General features: G+C 58.5%; 15 protein-coding genes, 4 tRNA genes and 2 rRNA genes (1 of these 21 cut by a window edge). All 21 read left to right on the top strand.

Going from position 1 to position 21,596, the window contains the following annotated elements; translation table 11 throughout:
* Positions 1 to 1,949 (top strand): 23S ribosomal RNA (locus tag AC0KXH_RS16785); it begins 942 nt to the left of the window's first position.
* 135 nt (positions 1,950 to 2,084) lie between these two features.
* Positions 2,085 to 2,200 (top strand): 5S ribosomal RNA (gene rrf / locus AC0KXH_RS16780).
* Between the two features lie 107 nt (positions 2,201 to 2,307).
* A complete protein-coding gene (gene birA / locus AC0KXH_RS16775) occupies positions 2,308 to 3,264 on the top strand; it encodes a bifunctional biotin--[acetyl-CoA-carboxylase] ligase/biotin operon repressor BirA (protein WP_439931005.1) in 957 nt (318 codons plus the stop codon).
* On the top strand, positions 3,261 to 3,992 hold the full coding sequence (locus tag AC0KXH_RS16770; RefSeq protein WP_488223737.1) for a type III pantothenate kinase: 732 nt from the start codon (positions 3,261 to 3,263) through the stop codon (positions 3,990 to 3,992). The genes birA and AC0KXH_RS16770 overlap by 4 nt, the downstream gene beginning before the upstream one ends.
* A gap of 10 nt (positions 3,993 to 4,002) precedes the next feature.
* Entirely contained in the window at positions 4,003 to 4,680 is a 678-nt protein-coding gene (locus AC0KXH_RS16765; RefSeq protein ID WP_488223736.1) for an SPOR domain-containing protein, read from the top strand.
* 127 nt (positions 4,681 to 4,807) lie between these two features.
* Positions 4,808 to 4,892: transfer RNA gene (locus tag AC0KXH_RS16760), tRNA-Tyr, on the top strand.
* 24 nt (positions 4,893 to 4,916) lie between these two features.
* Positions 4,917 to 4,990: transfer RNA gene (locus AC0KXH_RS16755), tRNA-Gly, on the top strand.
* Between the two features lie 19 nt (positions 4,991 to 5,009).
* Positions 5,010 to 5,085: transfer RNA gene (locus tag AC0KXH_RS16750), tRNA-Thr, on the top strand.
* A gap of 84 nt (positions 5,086 to 5,169) precedes the next feature.
* Entirely contained in the window at positions 5,170 to 6,363 is a 1,194-nt protein-coding gene (gene tuf, locus AC0KXH_RS16745) for an elongation factor Tu (protein WP_043222066.1), read from the top strand.
* A gap of 52 nt (positions 6,364 to 6,415) precedes the next feature.
* Positions 6,416 to 6,491 (top strand) — tRNA-Trp (locus AC0KXH_RS16740).
* Positions 6,492 to 6,535: 44 nt separating this feature from the next.
* Positions 6,536 to 6,904: a preprotein translocase subunit SecE gene (gene secE / locus AC0KXH_RS16735; RefSeq protein ID WP_488223735.1), complete on the top strand. Its 369-nt coding sequence runs from the start codon at positions 6,536 to 6,538 to the stop codon at positions 6,902 to 6,904.
* Between the two features lie 9 nt (positions 6,905 to 6,913).
* Positions 6,914 to 7,447: a transcription termination/antitermination protein NusG gene (gene nusG, locus AC0KXH_RS16730; protein ID WP_041110222.1), complete on the top strand. Its 534-nt coding sequence runs from the start codon at positions 6,914 to 6,916 to the stop codon at positions 7,445 to 7,447.
* A 109-nt stretch (positions 7,448 to 7,556) separates the two neighbouring features.
* The gene (rplK, locus tag AC0KXH_RS16725; protein WP_041110223.1) at positions 7,557 to 7,988 is read left to right on the top strand and encodes a 50S ribosomal protein L11; all 432 of its coding nucleotides are present in this window, start codon (positions 7,557 to 7,559) and stop codon (positions 7,986 to 7,988) included.
* Positions 7,988 to 8,683, top strand: a complete 696-nt coding sequence (gene rplA, locus AC0KXH_RS16720; protein WP_041110224.1) for a 50S ribosomal protein L1 — start codon at positions 7,988 to 7,990, stop codon at positions 8,681 to 8,683. Before rplK ends, rplA begins: the two co-directional genes overlap by 1 nt.
* A 193-nt stretch (positions 8,684 to 8,876) precedes the next feature.
* Positions 8,877 to 9,377, top strand: a complete 501-nt coding sequence (gene rplJ / locus AC0KXH_RS16715) for a 50S ribosomal protein L10 (protein ID WP_041110225.1) — start codon at positions 8,877 to 8,879, stop codon at positions 9,375 to 9,377.
* Between the two features lie 75 nt (positions 9,378 to 9,452).
* Positions 9,453 to 9,821 carry a 50S ribosomal protein L7/L12 gene (rplL, locus tag AC0KXH_RS16710; RefSeq protein WP_041110226.1) on the top strand — a complete coding sequence of 123 codons (369 nt, stop codon included), beginning with the start codon at positions 9,453 to 9,455 and terminating at the stop codon, positions 9,819 to 9,821.
* Between the two features lie 207 nt (positions 9,822 to 10,028).
* Positions 10,029 to 14,099 (top strand): DNA-directed RNA polymerase subunit beta, encoded by a 4,071-nt coding sequence (rpoB, locus tag AC0KXH_RS16705; protein ID WP_488223734.1) that lies wholly within the window; start codon positions 10,029 to 10,031, stop codon positions 14,097 to 14,099.
* Between the two features lie 64 nt (positions 14,100 to 14,163).
* Complete coding sequence (gene rpoC / locus AC0KXH_RS16700; RefSeq protein ID WP_200629323.1) at positions 14,164 to 18,363, top strand: DNA-directed RNA polymerase subunit beta'; 4,200 nt, start codon at positions 14,164 to 14,166, stop codon at positions 18,361 to 18,363.
* Between the two features lie 138 nt (positions 18,364 to 18,501).
* The gene (rpsL, locus tag AC0KXH_RS16695) at positions 18,502 to 18,873 is read left to right on the top strand and encodes a 30S ribosomal protein S12 (protein WP_003280832.1); all 372 of its coding nucleotides are present in this window, start codon (positions 18,502 to 18,504) and stop codon (positions 18,871 to 18,873) included.
* Positions 18,874 to 18,970: 97 nt separating this feature from the next.
* The gene (gene rpsG / locus AC0KXH_RS16690; protein ID WP_041110229.1) at positions 18,971 to 19,441 is read left to right on the top strand and encodes a 30S ribosomal protein S7; all 471 of its coding nucleotides are present in this window, start codon (positions 18,971 to 18,973) and stop codon (positions 19,439 to 19,441) included.
* Positions 19,442 to 19,471: 30 nt separating this feature from the next.
* Positions 19,472 to 21,577, top strand: a complete 2,106-nt coding sequence (gene fusA, locus AC0KXH_RS16685; protein WP_061338840.1) for an elongation factor G — start codon at positions 19,472 to 19,474, stop codon at positions 21,575 to 21,577.
* Positions 21,578 to 21,596 lie beyond the last annotated feature (19 nt).

The raw sequence follows: 21,596 nt of genomic DNA, 5'->3' as shown, positions 1-21,596 counted from the left end.
GGTGCTAACGTCCGTCGTGAAAAGGGAAACAACCCAGACCGTCAGCTAAGGTCCCAAAGTCATGGTTAAGTGGGAAACGATGTGGGAAGGCTTAGACAGCTAGGAGGTTGGCTTAGAAGCAGCCATCCTTTAAAGAAAGCGTAATAGCTCACTAGTCGAGTCGGCCTGCGCGGAAGATGTAACGGGGCTCAAACCATGCACCGAAGCTACGGGTTCAACGTAAGTTGAGCGGTAGAGGAGCGTTCTGTAAGCCTGTGAAGGTGAGTTGAGAAGCTTGCTGGAGGTATCAGAAGTGCGAATGCTGACATGAGTAACGACAATGCGAGTGAAAAACTCGCACGCCGAAAGACCAAGGGTTCCTGCGCAACGTTAATCGACGCAGGGTGAGTCGGTCCCTAAGGCGAGGCTGAAAAGCGTAGTCGATGGGAAACGGGTTAATATTCCCGTACTTCTGGTTACTGCGATGGGGGGACGGAGAAGGCTAGGCCAGCTTGGCGTTGGTTGTCCAAGTTTAAGGCGGTAGACAGGGATCTTAGGTAAATCCGGGATCTCAATGTCGAGAGCTGATGACGAGCTTTCTTTTAGAAAGCGAAGTGGTTGATGCCATGCTTCCAGGAAAAGCCTCTAAGCTTCAGGTAATCAGGAACCGTACCCCAAACCGACACAGGTGGTCGGGTAGAGAATACCAAGGCGCTTGAGAGAACTCGGGTGAAGGAACTAGGCAAAATGGCACCGTAACTTCGGGAGAAGGTGCGCCGGTGAGAGTGAATGACTTGCTCAGTAAGCTCATGCCGGTCGAAGATACCAGGCCGCTGCGACTGTTTATTAAAAACACAGCACTCTGCAAACACGAAAGTGGACGTATAGGGTGTGACGCCTGCCCGGTGCCGGAAGGTTAATTGATGGGGTTAGCGCAAGCGAAGCTCTTGATCGAAGCCCCGGTAAACGGCGGCCGTAACTATAACGGTCCTAAGGTAGCGAAATTCCTTGTCGGGTAAGTTCCGACCTGCACGAATGGCGTAACGATGGCGGCGCTGTCTCCACCCGAGACTCAGTGAAATTGAAATCGCTGTGAAGATGCAGTGTATCCGCGGCTAGACGGAAAGACCCCGTGAACCTTTACTGTAGCTTTGCACTGGACTTTGAGCCTGCTTGTGTAGGATAGGTGGGAGGCTTTGAAGCGTGGACGCCAGTTCGCGTGGAGCCATCCTTGAAATACCACCCTGGCATGCTTGAGGTTCTAACTCTGGTCCGTCATCCGGATCGAGGACAGTGTATGGTGGGCAGTTTGACTGGGGCGGTCTCCTCCTAAAGAGTAACGGAGGAGTACGAAGGTGCGCTCAGACCGGTCGGAAATCGGTCGCAGAGTATAAAGGCAAAAGCGCGCTTGACTGCGAGACAGACACGTCGAGCAGGTACGAAAGTAGGTCTTAGTGATCCGGTGGTTCTGTATGGAAGGGCCATCGCTCAACGGATAAAAGGTACTCCGGGGATAACAGGCTGATACCGCCCAAGAGTTCATATCGACGGCGGTGTTTGGCACCTCGATGTCGGCTCATCACATCCTGGGGCTGAAGCCGGTCCCAAGGGTATGGCTGTTCGCCATTTAAAGTGGTACGCGAGCTGGGTTTAGAACGTCGTGAGACAGTTCGGTCCCTATCTGCCGTGGACGTTTGAGATTTGAGAGGGGCTGCTCCTAGTACGAGAGGACCGGAGTGGACGAACCTCTGGTGTTCCGGTTGTCACGCCAGTGGCACTGCCGGGTAGCTATGTTCGGAAGAGATAACCGCTGAAAGCATCTAAGCGGGAAACTTGCCTCAAGATGAGATCTCACTGGAGCCTCGAGCTCCCTGAAGGGCCGTCGAAGACTACGACGTTGATAGGCAGGGTGTGTAAGCGTTGTGAGGCGTTGAGCTAACCTGTACTAATTGCCCGTGAGGCTTGACCATATAACACCCAAACAATCTGACGATTGTGGGTCGGTCGAAGCCGACAACAGCCGAAAATTCGAATTGAACTGCAAAGCCAGACATCACATACCCAATTCGCTGTAGCGACTCAACACCGATACAGCAACCGAATTGCTTGACGACCATAGAGCGTTGGAACCACCTGATCCCATCCCGAACTCAGCAGTGAAACGACGCATCGCCGATGGTAGTGTGGGGCTTCCCCATGTGAGAGTAGGTCATCGTCAAGCACCTATACCAAACCCCCGACCCGCACTCGCTGGTCGGGGGTTTGTCTTTGCTCGGCGGAAACTATCAGTCGCAAGTAAACGTGCAGGGGAGACGCATCGAAATGGAAATTGAAAAGGTGCTACATATCCTGCAGGACGGCCGTTTCCATTCGGGCGAAGTCATAGGCAAGGAGCTCGGGATATCGAGAACTGCTGTATGGAAAGTGTTGCAGAAGGCTAAAGAGGAAAGCGGTATCGCCATTCATCGGGTTCCAGGTAAGGGCTATCGCCTGGCTAATCCGCTTTCACTACTGGATTCATCGAGACTCCTTCCCTCGCTAGCCGAGCTCAGTTGGGCGCTCTCGCTGCGCTCCCAAATAGATTCCACAAACGCAGAAGCGTTAAGGCTAATGGCGGGGCGGTCCAGGCAGCCACTCGTTGTGCTGGCTGAGGCGCAATCCAATGGTCGTGGTCGCCGAGGTCGGCATTGGGTTAGCCCCTACGGCGAAAACCTATACTTTACCTTGGGGTGCTCTGTCGCTGGGGGCTTCGCGCAACTTGCAGGCCTGAGTCTCGTAGTTGGCATCGCCACGCTACGCGCCCTCGAGTCAGAAGGTTTGGCAAACGGTGGGCTTAAGTGGCCTAACGACATCTACTCCCAGGGAAAAAAAATCGCTGGAATTCTGGTCGAAATAGCTGGCGACCCGGCGGACCTGTGCCAGGTGGCAATTGGTATAGGAGTCAATGTCAATATGACCGAGTCTGCTTCTAGCATCGATCAGGAGTGGACCTCGTTGCGGCTTCAACTTGGGCGGTTCATAGATAGGTCGGCCTTGGCTATACAGCTTGCGCAGCAACTGCAACGTTATCTCCAGCGTTTCCTAGACAGGGGCTTTCACGCATTCAAGGATGAATGGGAACAAGTCCATCTGTGGCAGGGGGAGGAATGCCTGCTGAATACGCCGTTGACCTCAATTCAAGGAGTTGTTCTAGGTGTTGACGGGCAGGGCGGGATTAGGCTGCGAGTTGATGGTCGCGAACAGGTATTCTGTGGGGGCGAGCTTAGCTTGAGACGGATTGAATGATTCTTGAACTGGACTGCGGTAATAGTTTAATCAAATCGAGGGTGGTCTCCAATGAGGGCATGGTCCTGGCGGTAGCCTCGTCCAGAGACAAGGAGGGGTTGGCTGCCTGGCTAAGCGCAAACACTGATTGGCAAATAGCGCGTGCGCGTTTGGTTAGCGTGCGAAGCCACGAAGAAACCCAGGCGATCGCGCATTTGGTTCTAAGTTACGCCGGTGAAGGGCTGGCTCAGGCGTCGGTTGCTACGAGCTATGCCGGTGTGACGAATGGCTACGATAGACCCGAGCAGTTAGGTGTGGATCGTTGGCTTGCGATATTAGGCGCGTTCGCTCTTTGTCGGCGATCCTTTGTGGTCATCGACCTGGGGACTGCTGTTACCGTGGATCTGGTTCGCGGCAACGGAGAGCATCTTGGTGGCTATATCGCGCCTGGGCTGCCGTTGCTGCGTCGTCAGTTGTCGTCGTCCACAGGGCGTATAGCGCTGGATGAAGGACTCCCTGTCGGCACTCTAAACGATCCGGGGCGAAACACCGAGGAAGGCGTGGATCGAGGTTGTCGGCTCATGCTGAAGGCTTATGTCCAGGCCCAGATCGAGAACGCCAGATCGATCCTAGGTGATTGCCCCAAGGTCTACCTGACGGGCGGGGATGCGGAGCTGGTCTCCGACAGCGCTTCAACCGAGCACGTGCCCGATCTAGTGTTTCGTGGGTTGGCTATCGTCTGCCCTTGAGGAGCCTGTAATGCGCTGGCTATTGCTCTTGTTGCTTACCCTCAACGTCTTTTACTACTTGGCTCATCAGCAGCAGGCGCCGTTCAGGGTTCACCAGGTTGCGCCCGTCGAGGGATACACGGCCTCGTCTTCCGCCCTTCGGCTGGTGACGGAGGCTCCGCCGCCTCTTCGCGAAAGTTCTTCCCTGGCGCCGGAGCCTGGGCTTTGTCTTTTTTTGGGCGGGTTCGATCAGGAAGCGGCGGCGCGCCAAGTTGAGCAGCGCCTGCTCAGTCTGGATATCGAGTCAGGCGTTCAGATCATTGAAACAAACGCTGGTACTGATTATTGGGTGTATCTGCCTCCGCTTGCTTCTCGGGCCGCCTCTCTGCGTCAGCTGCGCGAGCTGCAATCTCGAAATATCGACAGCTATATCGTGACGGTTGGGGATCTGGCCAACGGAATATCCTTGGGAATTTTTACGCAGCGGGATTCTGCGGAGGCGGTCGTGGCACGCTTGAGAGACATCGACTACGAAGCCTTGATCAGAGAGTTGCCGCGTATGCACCGCAGGTACTGGGTTCGTGTTGAACCTCGCGACAGCCATTTGGTCGATGAAGGGCTGCTTGAAGGTCTGGTGTCGAGCATGCCTGCGATGCAGCATACTCAGATGTCGTGCGATGCCATTGCATCACCACGCGTGTTTGAATAGAATGGCGCCCGCTTCGGGAGGGCACCAATAGGTGCGCTACCAAGTGACTGACAACCTAAGCTCAAGATTTTAAATGAGAAAAAGGTTGACAGGCTGAGGAAAGGCATGGAAAATGCCGCCTCACTTTGGAGGGGTTCCCGAGTGGCCAAAGGGATCAGACTGTAAATCTGACGTCATCGACTTCGAAGGTTCGAATCCTTCCCCCTCCACCAGATTAAGCGCAGGCGCAAGCTTACGCGGGTATAGTTTAGTGGTAGAACCTCAGCCTTCCAAGCTGATGATGCGGGTTCGATTCCCGCTACCCGCTCCAGCATGTGAATGTTTTTTATGCTCATGTAGCTCAGTTGGTAGAGCACACCCTTGGTAAGGGTGAGGTCAGCGGTTCAAATCCGCTCATGAGCTCCAAATCAAACAAAGGCAGATATGAGAATATCTGCCTTTGTTTTAATGGTGATCACCTAATTAGCACGATCATGGGAGGCGGTCTCGATGGCAAAAGAGAAGTTCGAACGTAACAAGCCGCACGTCAACGTCGGCACCATCGGTCACGTTGACCATGGCAAGACCACTCTGACCGCTGCGCTGACCCGCGTTTGCTCGGAAGTGTTCGGTTCCGCTCGCGTCGACTTCGACAAGATCGACAGCGCGCCGGAAGAGAAGGCTCGTGGTATCACCATCAACACCGCTCACGTAGAGTACGACTCGAACGTTCGTCACTACGCGCACGTTGACTGCCCGGGTCACGCCGACTACGTGAAGAACATGATCACCGGTGCTGCCCAGATGGACGGCGCGATCCTGGTTTGCTCGGCTGCTGACGGCCCCATGCCGCAAACGCGTGAGCACATCCTGCTGTCCCGTCAGGTAGGTGTTCCCTACATCGTCGTGTTCCTGAACAAGGCCGACATGGTCGACGACGCCGAGCTGCTGGAACTGGTCGAGATGGAAGTTCGCGACCTGCTGTCCACCTATGACTTCCCGGGCGACGACACGCCGATCATCGTTGGCTCTGCGCTGATGGCGCTGAACGGCGAAGACGAGAACGGCCTGGGCACCACTGCGGTCAAGAAGCTGGTCGAGACTCTGGACAGCTACATTCCGGAGCCGGTGCGTGCTATCGACAAGCCGTTCCTGATGCCGATCGAAGACGTGTTCTCGATTTCTGGTCGCGGTACCGTGGTTACCGGTCGTGTCGAGCGCGGCATCATCAAGGTGCAGGAAGAGATCGAAATCGTTGGTCTGCGTCCGACCACCAAGACTACCTGTACGGGTGTCGAGATGTTCCGCAAGCTGCTCGACGAAGGTCGTGCGGGCGAGAACTGCGGTGTGCTGCTGCGTGGCACCAAGCGTGACGAGGTTGAGCGTGGTCAGGTTCTGGCCAAGCCGGGCACTATCAAGCCGCACACCAAGTTCGAAGCGGAAGTGTACGTGCTGTCCAAGGAAGAAGGTGGTCGTCACACCCCGTTCTTCAAGGGCTACCGTCCGCAGTTCTACTTCCGTACCACCGACGTGACCGGTTCGTGCGAACTGCCGGAAGGCGTTGAGATGGTTATGCCGGGCGACAACATCAAGATGGTTGTCACCCTGATCAAGCCGATCGCCATGGAAGACGGCCTGCGCTTCGCTATTCGCGAAGGCGGTCGTACCGTTGGTGCCGGCGTGGTCGCCAAGGTTGTTGAATAATTAGTTGATATAGCCTCTGCAGGTCGGCATAATAGTCGGCCTGTCTCTTTCTAGGCCAGTAGCTCAATTGGCAGAGCGGCGGTCTCCAAAACCGCAGGTTGGGGGTTCGATTCCCTCCTGGCCTGCCAACTTTCAAATTGAAAGTCCGGCAGTCTTTAGAAGGTTCTAGCAGATGAATGTCAAGGCTGAGGCCAAAGACTCGCGCTTCGATCTGGTGAAGTGGCTTGTAGTGGCTGCTTTGGTTCTGGTTGCTGTCGTGGGTAATCAGTTCTATTCCGCAGAGCCGATTCTCTATCGCGTCCTGGCGCTTGTTGCTGTCGCTGCTATCGCTGGCTTTGTGGCCTTTCAGACTTCGAAGGGGCGTGCATTCGGTGTCCTCCTTAAAGAGGCGCGCATCGAGATTCGCAAGGTCGTTTGGCCGACTCGTCAGGAGACTACGCAGACCACGCTGATCGTTGTGGTTGTGGTCCTGGTCATGGCCTTGCTGTTGTGGGGGCTCGACTCGCTGCTGGGTTGGCTGGTTTCCATGATCGTAGGTTAAGGATGTCTCGTGGCTAAGCGTTGGTATGTTGTGCATGCTTATTCGGGTTATGAAAAGCATGTGATGCGCTCGCTGGTCGAGCGCGTCAAGCTTGCAGGCATGGAAGAGTTCTTTGGCGAGATTCTCGTGCCCACCGAAGAGGTGGTCGAGATGCGCAACGGGCAGAAGCGCAAGAGTGAGCGCAAGTTCTTCCCAGGCTACGTGTTGGTTCAGATGGACATGAACGAAGGCACTTGGCACCTGGTGAAGGATACCCCGCGTGTCATGGGTTTCATCGGCGGTACCGCTGATAAGCCTGCGCCTATCACCGATCGAGAGGCTGAGGCGATTCTGCGTCGGGTTGCTGATGGCAGTGATAAGCCGAAGCCCAAGACCCTGTTCGAGCCAGGTGAAGTGGTTCGGGTTGTGGACGGGCCGTTTGCCGACTTCAACGGCGTCGTTGAAGAGGTCAATTACGAGAAGAGCCGCATTCAGGTTGCGGTACTGATTTTCGGGCGTTCCACTCCGGTGGAGCTCGAGTTCAGTCAGGTCGAAAAGGTCTGACGGAAAATTGCATCCCTGACCCCCGCTGCCAGCAGGCTGCGGGGTTTTTTGTCGGCGAGATGCTGGTAAGGGGAGCCGAAAGGCGTCTAACCCAAGAACGGAGTAGCTAATGGCTAAGAAAATTCAAGCTTATATCAAGCTTCAGGTTAAGGCCGGTCAGGCCAACCCGTCGCCGCCGGTCGGTCCTGCGCTCGGTCAGCATGGCGTCAATATCATGGAGTTCTGCAAGGCCTTCAATGCCCGTACGCAGGGGCAGGAGCCTGGTCTGCCTACTCCGGTGATCATCACTGTTTATAGCGACCGGAGCTTCACGTTCGAGACCAAGAGCACCCCGGCAGCAGTGCTGCTGAAGAAGGCTGCTGGTATCACCAGTGGCTCCGCTCGTCCGAACACTCAGAAGGTGGGCACTGTTACGCGCGCCCAGCTGGAAGAGATCGCCAAGACCAAGAATGCCGATCTGACCGCTGCTGACCTCGAGGCTGCTGTGCGCACCATCGCTGGTTCTGCTCGCAGCATGGGTCTGAACGTGGAGGGTGTGTAATGGCTAAGTTGACCAAGCGCCAGAAGGCCATTGCCGCCAAGGTTGAGGCTGGCAAGCAGTACGGTTTCGAAGAGGCCGCCGGCTTGCTCGCCGAGTTGTCGGCTGTGAAGTTCACCGAGTCGTTTGATATCGCGATCAACCTGGGTGTCGATCCGCGCAAATCCGACCAGGTCGTCCGTGGTGCGACCGTTCTGCCTAACGGTACTGGCAAGAGCGTACGGGTTGCCGTTTTCACGCAGGGTCCGGCGGCCGAAGCAGCTCTGGCTGCGGGTGCTGATCGCGTTGGTATGGACGATCTGGCTGCCGAAATGAAGGGCGGTGATCTGAGCTATGACGTGGTCATCGCGTCCCCGGATGCCATGCGCGTCGTAGGTCAGCTGGGTCAGGTTCTCGGCCCGCGTGGTTTGATGCCGAACCCGAAGGTTGGCACGGTCACGCCCGATGTCGCCACGGCTGTGAAAAACGCCAAGGCTGGTCAGGTGCGCTTCCGTACCGATAAGAACGGTATCATTCACACCTCGGTCGGCAAGGTTGGCTTCGCTCCGGAGCAGCTCAAGCAGAACGTTGAGGCTCTGCTGGCGGATCTGAAGCGCCTGAAGCCTTCGACCTCCAAGGGTATCTATGTCAAGCGCGTGACCCTGAGCACCACGATGGGGCCGGGGCTGATTATCGACCAGGCTTCTCTCGAGGCGTGAGTTCGGCGGAGCCCGCTTGGCGGGCTCTGCATTAAAATTGGGGTCCCTGCCTGGCGGGGGCTATCCAAGACCGTAGGCGGCGCAAGCCTTAAACGTGAAAGCCTACGCAGAGGTGCTCCCGATTCATACCGAATCGACACCAACACCCGTCCGGCTCTGCCGGATGAACCGGTAAACACCAGGAGTTAAACCCGTGGCAATCAAGCTCGAAGACAAGAAAGCCATCGTCGCTGAAGTCAACGAGGCTGCCAATGCTGCCCTGTCCGCTGTCGTGGCCGATGCCCGTGGCGTGACTGTAGGGGCCATGACCGGACTCCGTAAAGAGGCCCGCGAGGCTGGTGTGTACGTGCGAGTCGTACGTAACACTCTGCTACGCCGAGCCGTCGAAGGCACTCAATTTGAAGTGCTGAACGACGTGTTCAAGGGCCCGACCCTGATTGCGTTCTCCAACGAGCATCCGGGCGCTGCCGCTCGCATCTTCAAGGAGTTCTCCAAGGGTCAGGACAAGTTCGAGATCAAGGCCGCTGCATTCGAGGGTCAGTTCCTCGCAGCCAACCAGATCGACGTACTGGCAACCCTGCCGACCTACGACGAAGCCGTGGCTCAGCTGATGAGCGTCATCCAGGGCGCAACCAGCAAGCTGGCTCGCACGCTGGCGGCTATTCGCGACCAGAAAGAAGCTGCTGCTGCCTGATCGGCACGGTCTCTTTCAGCTTTCTTACTTATTCAGATGGCTTCAAGCCGTCGCCCCAATACAGGAATTAGAGTCATGGCTCTTACCAACGAAGATATCATCAACGCCGTTTCCGAAATGTCCGTGATGCAGGTCGTCGAACTGATCAAGGCAATGGAAGAGAAGTTCGGTGTGACCGCTGCTGCTGCCGTTGCCGCTGCTCCGGCCGCTGCCGCTGCTGCTGCTGAAGAGCAGACCGAGTTCACCATCGTTCTGGCCGAAGCCGGCGACAAGAAGGTCAACGTGATCAAGGCTGTTCGCGAACTGACCGGCCTGGGCCTGAAAGAAGCCAAGGCTGTCGTTGACGGCGCCCCGGGCGTGGTCAAGGAAGGCGTTTCGAAAGAAGAAGCCGAAGCTGCCAAGAAGGCTCTGGAAGAAGCAGGCGCCAAAGTCGAGCTCAAGTAAGCGACGACTTTGCGTCTACAGCCGAAACGCTACGCGTGAGGCTGACGGCTGGTGGCTTTGGCCACCGGCCTTTTTCCGTTATGGCTGACGATGTCGGTCCATGACGGTCCATCCGGACCAGGATGGTGCGAACCTCGATTCGCAAGATTTTCTGGCTGCTCCCGCCGGGAGAGGCCAACAAGCAGGTGACCAAGCTGGGGAACGCTGATGGCTTACTCATACACTGAGAAAAAACGTATCCGCAAGGACTTTAGCAAGTTACCGCACGTAATGGACGTGCCGTATCTTTTGGCCATCCAGCTGGATTCGTATCGCGAATTCCTGCAGGCAGGAGCTACCAAAGATCAGTTCCGTGACATTGGCTTGCACGCGGCCTTCAAATCCGTTTTCCCGATTATCAGTTACTCTGGCAACGCGGCGCTGGAGTATGTCGGCTACCGTCTGGGCGAGCCTGCCTTCGACGTGAAAGAGTGCGTTCTGCGCGGCGTCACCTTCGCAGTCCCGTTGCGGGTCAAGGTGCGCCTGATCATTTTCGACAAGGAGTCGTCGAACAAGGCCATCAAGGACATCAAGGAGCAGGAAGTCTACATGGGGGAAATCCCCCTCATGACCGAGAACGGTACCTTCATCATCAACGGTACCGAGCGCGTGATCGTTTCCCAGCTGCATCGTTCGCCTGGTGTTTTCTTCGATCACGACCGCGGCAAGACGCACAGCTCCGGTAAGCTGCTCTATTCTGCGCGGATCATTCCGTACCGCGGCTCCTGGCTGGACTTCGAGTTCGACCCCAAGGATGCGGTATTCGTCCGTATCGACCGCCGCCGCAAGCTGCCGGCGAGTGTGCTGCTGCGCGCACTCAACTACAGCACCGAGGAAATCCTCACGGCGTTCTACGATACGAACGTGTTCCATGTTCGTGGCGATCAGCTTGCGCTGGAGCTGGTGCCGCAGCGGCTGCGCGGTGAAATCGCTACGTTCGACATCACCGATGGCAGTGGCAAGGTTATCGTCGAGCAGGGACGCCGTATCACTGCGCGCCATATCAACCAGCTCGACAAGTCCGGCATCAAAGAGCTGGTTATGCCGATGGACTATGTCCTCGGTCGTACCGTAGCCAAGGCGATCGTGCATCCGTCTACCGGAGAGATCATCGCCGAATGCAACACCGAACTGACCGTCGAAGCCTTGGCCAAGATCGTCAAGGCGGGCGTGGTGCGTTTCGAGACGTTGTATACCAACGATATCGATTGCGGTCCGTTCATTTCCGACACGCTGAAGATCGACTCGACCACCAACCAGCTAGAGGCGTTGGTAGAAATCTACCGCATGATGCGTCCTGGTGAGCCGCCAACCAAGGATGCCGCCGAAACGCTGTTCAACAACCTGTTCTTCACGGCTGAGCGCTACGACCTGTCGGCCGTCGGCCGCATGAAGTTCAACCGCCGCATCGGCCGTGCCGAGATCGAAGGCTCCGGTGTGTTGAGCCGTGAGGACATCGTTGCGGTACTCAAGACTCTGGTCGACATCCGTAACGGCAAAGGCATCGTCGATGACATCGACCACCTGGGTAACCGGCGTGTCCGTTGTGTCGGCGAAATGGCCGAGAACCAGTTCCGCGTCGGCCTGGTGCGCGTCGAGCGCGCGGTCAAGGAACGCCTGTCGATGGCCGAGAGCGAAGGCCTGATGCCGCAGGACCTGATCAACGCCAAGCCGGTCGCGGCGGCGGTGAAGGAGTTCTTCGGCTCCAGCCAGCTCTCGCAGTTCATGGACCAGAACAACCCGCTGTCCGAGATCACCCACAAGCGCCGCGTCTCTGCACTCGGCCCGGGCGGTCTGACCCGTGAGCGCGCCGGCTTCGAAGTCCGCGACGTGCACCCGACTCACTACGGCCGCGTGTGCCCGATCGAAACCCCTGAAGGTCCGAACATCGGTCTGATCAACTCGCTAGCCGCCTATGCCCGCACCAACCAGTACGGCTTCCTGGAAAGCCCGTATCGTGTGGTCAAGGACGGCGAGGTCACCGACGAGATCGTGTTCCTGTCGGCAATCGAAGAAGCCGATCATGTCATTGCGCAGGCATCGGCGAAGCTTGATGGCCGTAAGCTGGTCGACGAACTCGTCGCCGTACGTCACCTGAACGAGTTCACCGTAAAGGCGCCGGAAGACGTGACGCTGATGGACGTGTCGCCGAAGCAGGTCGTTTCGGTCGCGGCCTCGCTGATTCCGTTCCTCGAGCACGACGACGCCAACCGCGCCCTCATGGGTTCGAACATGCAGCGTCAGGCGGTGCCGACCCTGCGCTCGGACAAGCCGTTGGTGGGTACCGGCATGGAGCGCAACGTCGCTCGGGATTCCGGTGTCTGCGTCGTTGCCCGACGTGGTGGGGTGATCGATTCGGTCGATGCCAGCCGCATCGTCGTTCGCGTGAACGATGATGAGGTCGAGACCGGCGAGGCCGGTGTGGATATCTACAACCTCACCAAGTACACGCGCTCCAACCAGAACACCTGCATCAATCAGCGTCCGCTGGTACAGAAGGGCGATCAGGTGGCTCGTGGCGACATCATGGCGGATGGTCCGTCCACCGACATGGGCGAGCTGGCGCTGGGTCAGAACATGCGCGTCGCATTCATGCCGTGGAATGGCTTCAACTTCGAAGACTCCATCTGCCTGTCCGAACGCGTTGTTCAGGAAGATCGCTTTACCACGATCCATATCCAGGAGCTGACCTGTGTGTCGCGTGACACCAAGCTCGGCCCGGAAGAGATCACCGCGGATATCCCGAACGTGGGTGAGGCTGCGCTGAACAAGCTGGACGAGGCCGGTATCGTCTACGTAGGTGCCGAAGTCGGCCCCGGTGACATCCTGGTCGGCAAGGTCACGCCGAAGGGCGAAACCCAGCTGACGCCGGAAGAGAAACTGCTGCGCGCGATCTTTGGCGAGAAGGCCAGCGACGTGAAGGACACCTCCCTGCGTGTACCGACCGGTACCAAGGGCACCGTCATCGACGTGCAGGTCTTCACCCGTGACGGCGTGGAGCGTGATTCGCGTGCGCTGGCCATCGAGAAGATGCAGCTCGACGAGATTCGCAAGGACCTCAACGAAGAGTTCCGCATCGTCGAAGGTGCGACCTTCGAACGTCTGCGTTCGGCGCTGGTCGGTGCGACCGCCGAAGGCGGCGCGGGCTTGAAGAAAGGTACCGAGCTGAACGACGAGGTGCTCGACGGGCTGGAGCGCCACCAGTGGTTCAAGCTGCGCATGGCCGACGACGCGCTCAACGAGCAGCTGGAAAAGGCTCAGGCCTACCTGTCCGATCGCCGTCAGCTGCTCGATGAAAAGTTCGAGGACAAGAAGCGCAAGCTGCAGCAGGGCGACGACCTGGCTCCGGGCGTGCTGAAGATTGTCAAGGTCTACCTGGCGATCAAGCGCCGCATCCAGCCGGGCGACAAGATGGCTGGTCGCCACGGTAACAAGGGTGTGGTCTCGGTGATCATGCCGGTCGAGGACATGCCTCACGACGCCAATGGCGTGCCGGTGGACATCGTGCTCAACCCGCTGGGCGTACCGTCGCGCATGAACGTCGGTCAGATCCTCGAAACCCACCTGGGCCTTGCGGCCAAGGGCCTGGGCGAGAAGATCAACCTGATGCTCGAAGAGCAGCGCAAGGTGATCGAGCTGCGCAAGTTCCTGCATGAGATCTACAACGAGATCGGCGGTCGTCAGGAGAACCTTGACGAGCTGAGCGACCAGGAGGTGCTCGCTCTGGCGGAGAACCTGCGCAAGGGCGTGCCGATGGCGACCCCGGTGTTCGACGGCGCCAAGGAGCGCGAGATCAAGGCGATGCTCAAGCTCGCCGATCTGCCCGAGAGCGGCCAGATGCAGCTGTATGATGGCCGGACCGGCAATGCGTTCGAGCGCACCACTACTGTCGGCTACATGTACATGCTGAAGCTGAACCACCTGGTCGACGACAAGATGCACGCGCGTTCCACCGGTTCCTACAGCCTGGTTACCCAGCAGCCGCTGGGCGGCAAGGCGCAGTTCGGTGGTCAGCGCTTCGGGGAGATGGAGGTCTGGGCGCTGGAAGCTTATGGCGCTGCCTACACCCTGCAGGAAATGCTCACGGTCAAGTCGGACGACGTGAACGGGCGGACCAAGATGTACAAGAACATCGTGGACGGCGATCACCGCATGGAGGCCGGTATGCCGGAATCCTTCAACGTGTTGATCAAAGAAATCCGCTCGCTCGGTATCGATATCGATCTGGAAACCGAATAACCACGCACCGCCCACGCGGCGCCGGCGCGAGCCGGCTGCCGCAGGTCCGTGAGGAGGAAAGGCCTTGAAAGACTTGCTTAATCTGTTGAAAAACCAGGGTCAAATCGAAGAGTTCGATGCCATCAAGATTGCCCTGGCTTCGCCTGAGATGATCCGTTCGTGGTCGTTCGGTGAGGTGAAGAAGCCCGAGACCATCAACTACCGTACGTTCAAGCCCGAGCGCGACGGCCTGTTCTGCGCCAAGATCTTCGGCCCGGTCAAGGACTACGAGTGCCTGTGCGGCAAGTACAAGCGCCTGAAGCACCGCGGCGTGATCTGTGAGAAGTGCGGCGTCGAAGTCGCGCTGGCCAAGGTGCGCCGCGAGCGCATGGCTCACATCGAACTGGCTTCGCCGGTTGCTCACATCTGGTTCCTGAAGTCGCTGCCGTCCCGTATCGGTTTGCTGCTGGACATGACCCTGCGCGACATCGAGCGTGTGCTCTATTTCGAGAGCTACGTGGTCATCGATCCGGGCATGACCACGCTGGAAAAAGGTCAGCTGCTCAACGATGAGCAGTACTTCGAAGCCCTCGAAGAGTTCGGCGACGATTTCGATGCCCGCATGGGTGCCGAGGCCGTGCGTGAGCTGCTGGGCCAGATCGATCTGGAGCACGAGATCAACCGTCTGCGGGAAGAGATCCCGCAGACCAACTCGGAAACCAAGATCAAGAAGCTGTCCAAGCGGCTGAAGCTGATGGAAGCCTTCCACGGCTCGGGCAACCTGCCCGAGTGGATGGTGCTGACCGTCCTGCCTGTGCTGCCGCCGGACCTGCGTCCGCTGGTTCCGCTCGATGGCGGCCGCTTCGCGACCTCGGATCTCAACGATCTGTATCGCCGGGTGATCAACCGGAACAACCGTCTGAAGCGTCTGCTCGATCTGGCCGCGCCGGACATCATCGTGCGCAACGAAAAGCGCATGCTGCAGGAAGCGGTCGACGCGCTGCTGGACAACGGTCGCCGTGGCCGTGCCATCACCGGCTCGAACAAGCGCCCGCTCAAGTCGCTGGCCGACATGATCAAGGGCAAGCAAGGTCGTTTCCGCCAGAACCTGCTGGGTAAGCGCGTCGACTATTCCGGCCGTTCGGTTATCACCGTAGGTCCGACCCTGCGCCTGCACCAGTGCGGTCTGCCGAAGAAAATGGCACTCGAGCTGTTCAAGCCGTTCATTTTCGGCAAGCTCGAAGCCAAAGGCATGGCTACCACGATCAAGGCCGCCAAGAAGATGGTCGAGCGTGAGCTACCCGAGGTCTGGGACGTGCTCGCCGAGGTCATCCGCGAACATCCGGTCCTGCTCAACCGCGCGCCGACCCTGCACCGACTGGGCATTCAGGCGTTCGAGCCGGTGCTGATCGAGGGTAAGGCAATCCAGCTGCATCCGCTGGTCTGTGCCGCGTACAACGCTGACTTCGACGGCGACCAGATGGCCGTGCACGTCCCGCTGACCCTCGAGGCTCAGCTGGAGGCGCGTGCCCTGATGATGTCGACGAACAACGTGCTATCGCCGGCCAACGGCGAGCCGATCATCGTGCCGTCGCAGGACGTCGTTCTCGGTCTGTATTACATGACCCGAGAGGCCGTCAACGCCAAGGGTGAAGGCCGTGTCTTCGCCGATCTGCAGGAAGTCGACCGCGTTTTCCGTGCGGGCGAGGCGTCGTTGCATGCGCGTGTGAAAGTGCGCATCAACGAGACCATCAACGAGCGTGATGGCAGCGTCACTCGCAATACCCGCATCGTCGACACCACCGTTGGCCGCGCGCTGCTGTTCCAGATCGTTCCGGCTGGCATGCCGTTCGATGTGGTCAACCAGCCGATGAAGAAAAAGGCTATTTCCAAGCTGATCAACCAGGCCTACCGTACCGTCGGCCTGAAAGACACGGTGATCTTCGCCGACCAGCTGATGTACACCGGTTTCGCCTACTCGACCCTGTCCGGCGTCTCCATCGGCGTCAATGACTTCGTCATCCCTGATGAGAAGGCGCGCATCATCGATGCGGCGACCGAAGAAGTGAAGGAGATCGAAAGCCAGTACGCCTCCGGTCTGGTTACCCAGGGCGAGAAGTACAACAAGGTGATCGACCTCTGGTCGAAAGCGAACGACGAAGTCTCCAAGGCGATGATGGCCAACCTCTCGAAGGAGAAGGTCGTCGATCGCGAAGGCAAGGAAGTGGAGCAGGACTCGTTCAACTCCATGTACATGATGGCCGACTCCGGTGCGCGGGGTTCCGCAGCGCAGATTCGCCAGCTGGCCGGTATGCGCGGCCTGATGGCCAAGCCGGACGGCTCGATCATCGAGACCCCGATCACCGCGAACTTCCGTGAGGGTCTGAACGTACTCCAGTACTTCATTTCGACCCACGGTGCGCGTAAGGGTCTGGCCGACACCGCGCTGAAGACTGCCAACTCCGGTTATCTGACCCGCCGTCTGGTTGACGTCGCTCAGGACCTGGTCGTAACCGAGCATGACTGTGGTACCGAGCAGGGCCTGCACATGACTCCGCACATCGAGGGTGGCGACGTCGTCGAGCCGCTGGGTGAGCGGGTGCTGGGCCGGGTCATCGCGCGCGATGTGCTCAAACCGGGCACCGAAGAAGTGCTGGTTCCGGCCGGTACCCTGATCGATGAGCAATGGGTCGACTTCATCGAGCTGAACAGCATCGACGAAGTGGTCGTGCGTTCGCCGATCAGCTGCGAAACCCGCTATGGCATCTGCTCGAAGTGCTACGGCCGCGACCTGGCCCGTGGCCATCTGGTCAACATCGGCGAAGCGGTCGGTGTCATCGCGGCTCAGTCGATCGGTGAGCCGGGTACCCAGCTGACCATGCGTACCTTCCACATCGGTGGTGCGGCGAGCCGGACCTCGGCTGTCGATAACGTACTGGTGAAGAATGGCGGTGTGATCCGCCTGCACAACCTCAAGTACGTCGAGCGTGCCGACGGTGCGCTGATTGCGGTGTCGCGTTCCGGTGAGCTGGCGGTTGCCGACGACTTCGGTCGTGAGCGCGAGCGCTACAAGCTGCCGTACGGTGCCGTTATTTCGGTCAAGGAAGGTGACAAGGTCGAGGCGGGGGCTGTCGTGGCCAAGTGGGACCCGCACACCCACCCGATCGTCACCGAGATGAAGGGGCGCGTGACCTTCGTCGGTATGGAAGAGAACATCACCATCAAGCGTCAGACCGACGAGCTGACGGGTCTGACCAATATCGAGGTGATGGATCCGAAGGACCGTCCGGCTGCCGGCAAGGATATTCGCCCGGCCGTGAAGCTGGTCGATGCCAGTGGCAAGGACCTGCTGCTGCCGGGCACCGACGTTCCGGCTCAGTACTTCCTGCCCGCCAATGCGCTGGTCGGTGTGGCCGACGGCGCCGAGGTGGGCGTGGGCGACGTCATCGCACGTATCCCGCAGGAAACCTCCAAGACCCGCGACATCACCGGTGGTCTGCCTCGCGTGGCCGACCTGTTCGAGGCGCGTCGTCCGAAGGAGCCTTCGATTCTGGCCGAGATCAGCGGCACGATCTCGTTCGGCAAGGAAACCAAGGGCAAGCGTCGTCTGGTCATCACGCCGACCGATGGTAGCGATCCGTACGAAGAGCTGATTCCGAAGTGGCGTCACCTCAACGTCTTCGAAGGCGAGCAGGTGAACAAGGGCGAAGTGATTTCCGACGGCCCGAGCAACCCGCACGACATCCTGCGACTGCTGGGCGTCAGTGCACTGGCGCGCTACATCGTCAACGAGATCCAGGACGTTTACCGCCTGCAGGGCGTAAAGATCAACGACAAGCACATCGAGACCATCCTGCGGCAGATGCTGCGCAAGGTCGAGATTACCGAGTCGGGCGATTCCAGCTTCATCAAGGGTGACCAGATGGAGCTGACTCAGGTGCTGGAAGAGAACGAGCGCTTGAGTGAAGAGGACAAGTTCATCGCCAAGTATGTGCGCGTCCTGCTGGGTATCACCAAGGCATCGCTGTCGACCGAGTCGTTCATCTCCGCAGCGTCCTTCCAGGAGACCACTCGCGTACTCACCGAGGCGGCAGTGACTGGCAAGCGCGACTATCTGCGTGGTCTGAAGGAAAACGTGGTCGTCGGTCGTCTGATCCCGGCGGGTACCGGTCTGGCCTATCACAGCGAGCGCAAGCGCAAGCGTGATGCCGACAAGCCGGTACGGGTGAGTGCTGACGAAGTGGAAGCAGCGCTGACCGAAGCGCTGAACTCCAGCGGTAGCTGAGCAAGCAGGCTCCGACGCTGTCGGGGCCTGCCTTGACGGGGTATGAGAAGCTCTTTAGACTCTCGTTCCCTTAATTTGGCGGGGCTACGCGCCCTGCCATTTTTCGTTTGTGTCGAAAGACAACAGTGGAGCTAGTAGATGGCAACTATCAACCAGCTGGTACGCCAGCCGCGCAAGCGCGTCGTCGAAAAGAGCGACGTACCTGCGCTGCAGAACTGCCCGCAACGTCGTGGCGTGTGCACTCGCGTGTACACCACCACGCCGAAGAAACCGAACTCCGCACTGCGTAAGGTGTGCCGTGTTCGTCTGACCAATGGCTATGAAGTCGCCTCCTACATCGGTGGTGAGGGTCATAACCTGCAAGAGCACAGTGTGGTGCTGATCCGTGGCGGTCGTGTAAAGGACCTGCCGGGTGTGCGTTACCACACCGTACGTGGTTCGCTGGATACCTCCGGCGTGAAGGACCGCAAGCAGGGCCGTTCCAAGTACGGCGCCAAGCGTCCGAAGTAAGCAGTATTTCTATTTATCTGAGTCGATAAGAGTAAGGTCGGGCGTAACAGGCCGTTACCGTCCCGAGCTAACCTGAAGACCGTTTGAGGGCTTATCAATGCCAAGACGTCGTGTAGCAGCCAAGCGCGAGATCCTGGACGATCCGAAGTACGGAAGTCTGATCCTGGCCAAGTTCATGAACCACGTGATGGAAAGCGGCAAGAAGGCCGTGGCCGAGCGTATCGTTTACGGTGCGCTGGACAAGGTCAAGGAACGCAAGAACAGCGATCCCCTGGAAGTCTTCGAAAAAGCACTCGATGCCATCGCTCCGCTGGTCGAAGTCAAGTCCCGCCGTGTCGGCGGTGCCACCTACCAGGTTCCGGTCGAAGTTCGTCCGTCCCGTCGTAATGCCCTGGCCATGCGCTGGCTGGTCGACGCTGCGCGCAAGCGTGGCGAGAAATCCATGGCGCTGCGTCTCGCTGGCGAACTGCTGGATGCTTTTGAAGGTAAAGGCGCTGCCGTGAAGAAGCGCGAAGACGTGCATCGTATGGCCGAGGCCAACAAGGCGTTCTCGCACTACCGCTTCTAATTCAAGCGCAATTTCTACGAGGACCTTATTTTGGCTCGTACTACCCCGATTAACCGCTACCGTAACATCGGTATCTGCGCGCACGTCGATGCGGGCAAGACCACTACCACGGAGCGTGTTCTGTTTTATACCGGCGTCAACCACAAGCTGGGCGAGGTTCACGACGGCGCGGCGACCACCGACTGGATGGTGCAGGAGCAGGAGCGTGGTATCACCATCACCTCCGCGGCCGTCACGACTTTCTGGCAGGGCTCGCGTGCCCAGTTCCCGGACAAGTACCGCATCAACGTTATCGACACCCCCGGTCACGTTGACTTCACCATCGAAGTGGAGCGTTCGCTGCGCGTGCTCGATGGCGCTGTCGTGGTCTTCTGCGGCACCTCTGGTGTGGAGCCTCAGTCGGAAACGGTTTGGCGTCAGGCCAACAAGTACGGCGTGCCGCGTATCGTCTATGTGAACAAGATGGACCGCCAGGGCGCCAACTTCCTGCGCGTGGTCGAGCAGATCAAGAAGCGCCTGGGGCACACCCCGGTGCCGGTCCAGCTTGCTATCGGCGCGGAAGAGAACTTCCAGGGCCAGATCGATCTGATCAAGATGAAGGCGATCTACTGGAACGACGAAGACAAGGGCATGACCTATCGCGAGGAAGAAATTCCTGCGGAGCTCGCCGAGCTGGCTGCCGAGTACCGTTCCAACATGGTCGAGTCGGCTGCCGAAGCCAACGAAGAGCTGATGAACAAGTACCTCGAGGAGGGCGATCTCTCCAATGAGGAGATCAAGGCCGGTCTCCGTCAGCGTACCTTGGCTTGTGAAATCGTTCCGGCTGTTTGCGGTTCCTCCTTCAAGAACAAGGGCGTTCCCCTGGTTCTCGATGCGGTGATCGACTTCCTGCCGGCTCCGGACGAGGTGCCGTCGATCAAGGGCGTCAGTCCTGACAACGACGAGATCGTCGACGAGCGTCACTCTTCCGATGACGAGCCGTTTGCTGCTCTGGCGTTCAAGATCGCCACTGACCCGTTCGTTGGTACTTTGACCTTCGTGCGTGTCTACTCCGGCGTATTGTCGTCGGGCGACTCGGTGATCAATTCGGTCAAGAGCAAGAAAGAGCGCGTCGGGCGGATGGTGCAGATGCACGCCAACCAGCGTGAAGAGATCAAAGAATGTCGTGCCGGCGATATCGCCGCGCTGATCGGCATGAAGGATGTCACCACTGGTGATACGCTCTGTGACCCTGACAGGCAGATCGTGCTCGAGCGCATGGATTTCCCGGAGCCGGTGATTCACGTCGCTGTTGAGCCGAAGACCAAGGCTGACCAGGAGAAGATGGGCATTGCTCTGGGCAAGCTCGCTCAGGAAGACCCGTCGTTCCGCGTCAAGACCGACGAAGAGTCCGGCCAGACCATCATTGGTGGTATGGGTGAGCTTCACCTGGACATCATCGTCGACCGGATGAAGCGTGAGTTCGGTGTCGAGGCCAACATCGGCAAGCCGCAGGTTGCCTATCGCGAGATGATCCGCAACAAGTGCGAGATCGAAGGCAAGTTTGTTCGTCAGTCCGGTGGTCGTGGCCAGTTCGGTCATTGCTGGATTCGCTTCGAGCCCTCCGACGAAGGTCAGGAAGGTCTGGAGTTCAAGAACGAAGTCGTCGGTGGTGTGGTTCCGAAGGAATACATCCCGGCAATCCAGAAAGGTATCGAGGAGCAGATGAAAAACGGCGTTCTCGCCGGTTATCCGCTGCTCGGCCTGAAAGCCACCGTCTTCGATGGTTCTTACCACGACGTGGACTCCAACGAGATGGCGTTCAAGATCGCGGCTTCCATGGCGACCAAGCAGCTTTCCCAGAAGGGTGGCGCGGTACTGCTCGAGCCGATCATGAAGGTCGAGGTGGTCACTCCCGAGGATTACATGGGCGACGTGATGGGCGACCTGAACCGTCGTCGCGGCCTGATCCAAGGCATGGAAGACACCGTTTCCGGCAAGGTTATCCGTGCCGAGGTGCCGCTGGGTGAGATGTTCGGTTACGCTACGGACGTTCGCTCCATGTCGCAGGGTCGTGCAAGCTACTCCATGGAGTTCTCGAAGTACGCGGAAGCGCCGGCCAACATCGCCGAAGCTATCATCAAAAAACAAGGTTGATTCAGCCCTTTAAGTAAGA

Source organism: Stutzerimonas sp. CXK-1 (assembly GCF_057738225.1).
This window is presented reverse-complemented; position numbering and strand designations above follow the sequence as displayed.

Coding starts and splice junctions, on each gene's coding strand:
- AC0KXH_RS16770 (WP_488223737.1), top strand. CDS start 3,261: ATGATTCTTGAACTGGACTGCGGTAATAGTTTAATCAAATCGAGGGTG.
- AC0KXH_RS16765 (WP_488223736.1), top strand. CDS start 4,003: ATGCGCTGGCTATTGCTCTTGTTGCTTACCCTCAACGTCTTTTACTAC.
- tuf (WP_043222066.1), top strand. CDS start 5,170: ATGGCAAAAGAGAAGTTCGAACGTAACAAGCCGCACGTCAACGTCGGC.
- secE (WP_488223735.1), top strand. CDS start 6,536: ATGAATGTCAAGGCTGAGGCCAAAGACTCGCGCTTCGATCTGGTGAAG.
- rplK (WP_041110223.1), top strand. CDS start 7,557: ATGGCTAAGAAAATTCAAGCTTATATCAAGCTTCAGGTTAAGGCCGGT.
- rplA (WP_041110224.1), top strand. CDS start 7,988: ATGGCTAAGTTGACCAAGCGCCAGAAGGCCATTGCCGCCAAGGTTGAG.
- rplL (WP_041110226.1), top strand. CDS start 9,453: ATGGCTCTTACCAACGAAGATATCATCAACGCCGTTTCCGAAATGTCC.
- rpoB (WP_488223734.1), top strand. CDS start 10,029: ATGGCTTACTCATACACTGAGAAAAAACGTATCCGCAAGGACTTTAGC.
- rpsL (WP_003280832.1), top strand. CDS start 18,502: ATGGCAACTATCAACCAGCTGGTACGCCAGCCGCGCAAGCGCGTCGTC.
- rpsG (WP_041110229.1), top strand. CDS start 18,971: ATGCCAAGACGTCGTGTAGCAGCCAAGCGCGAGATCCTGGACGATCCG.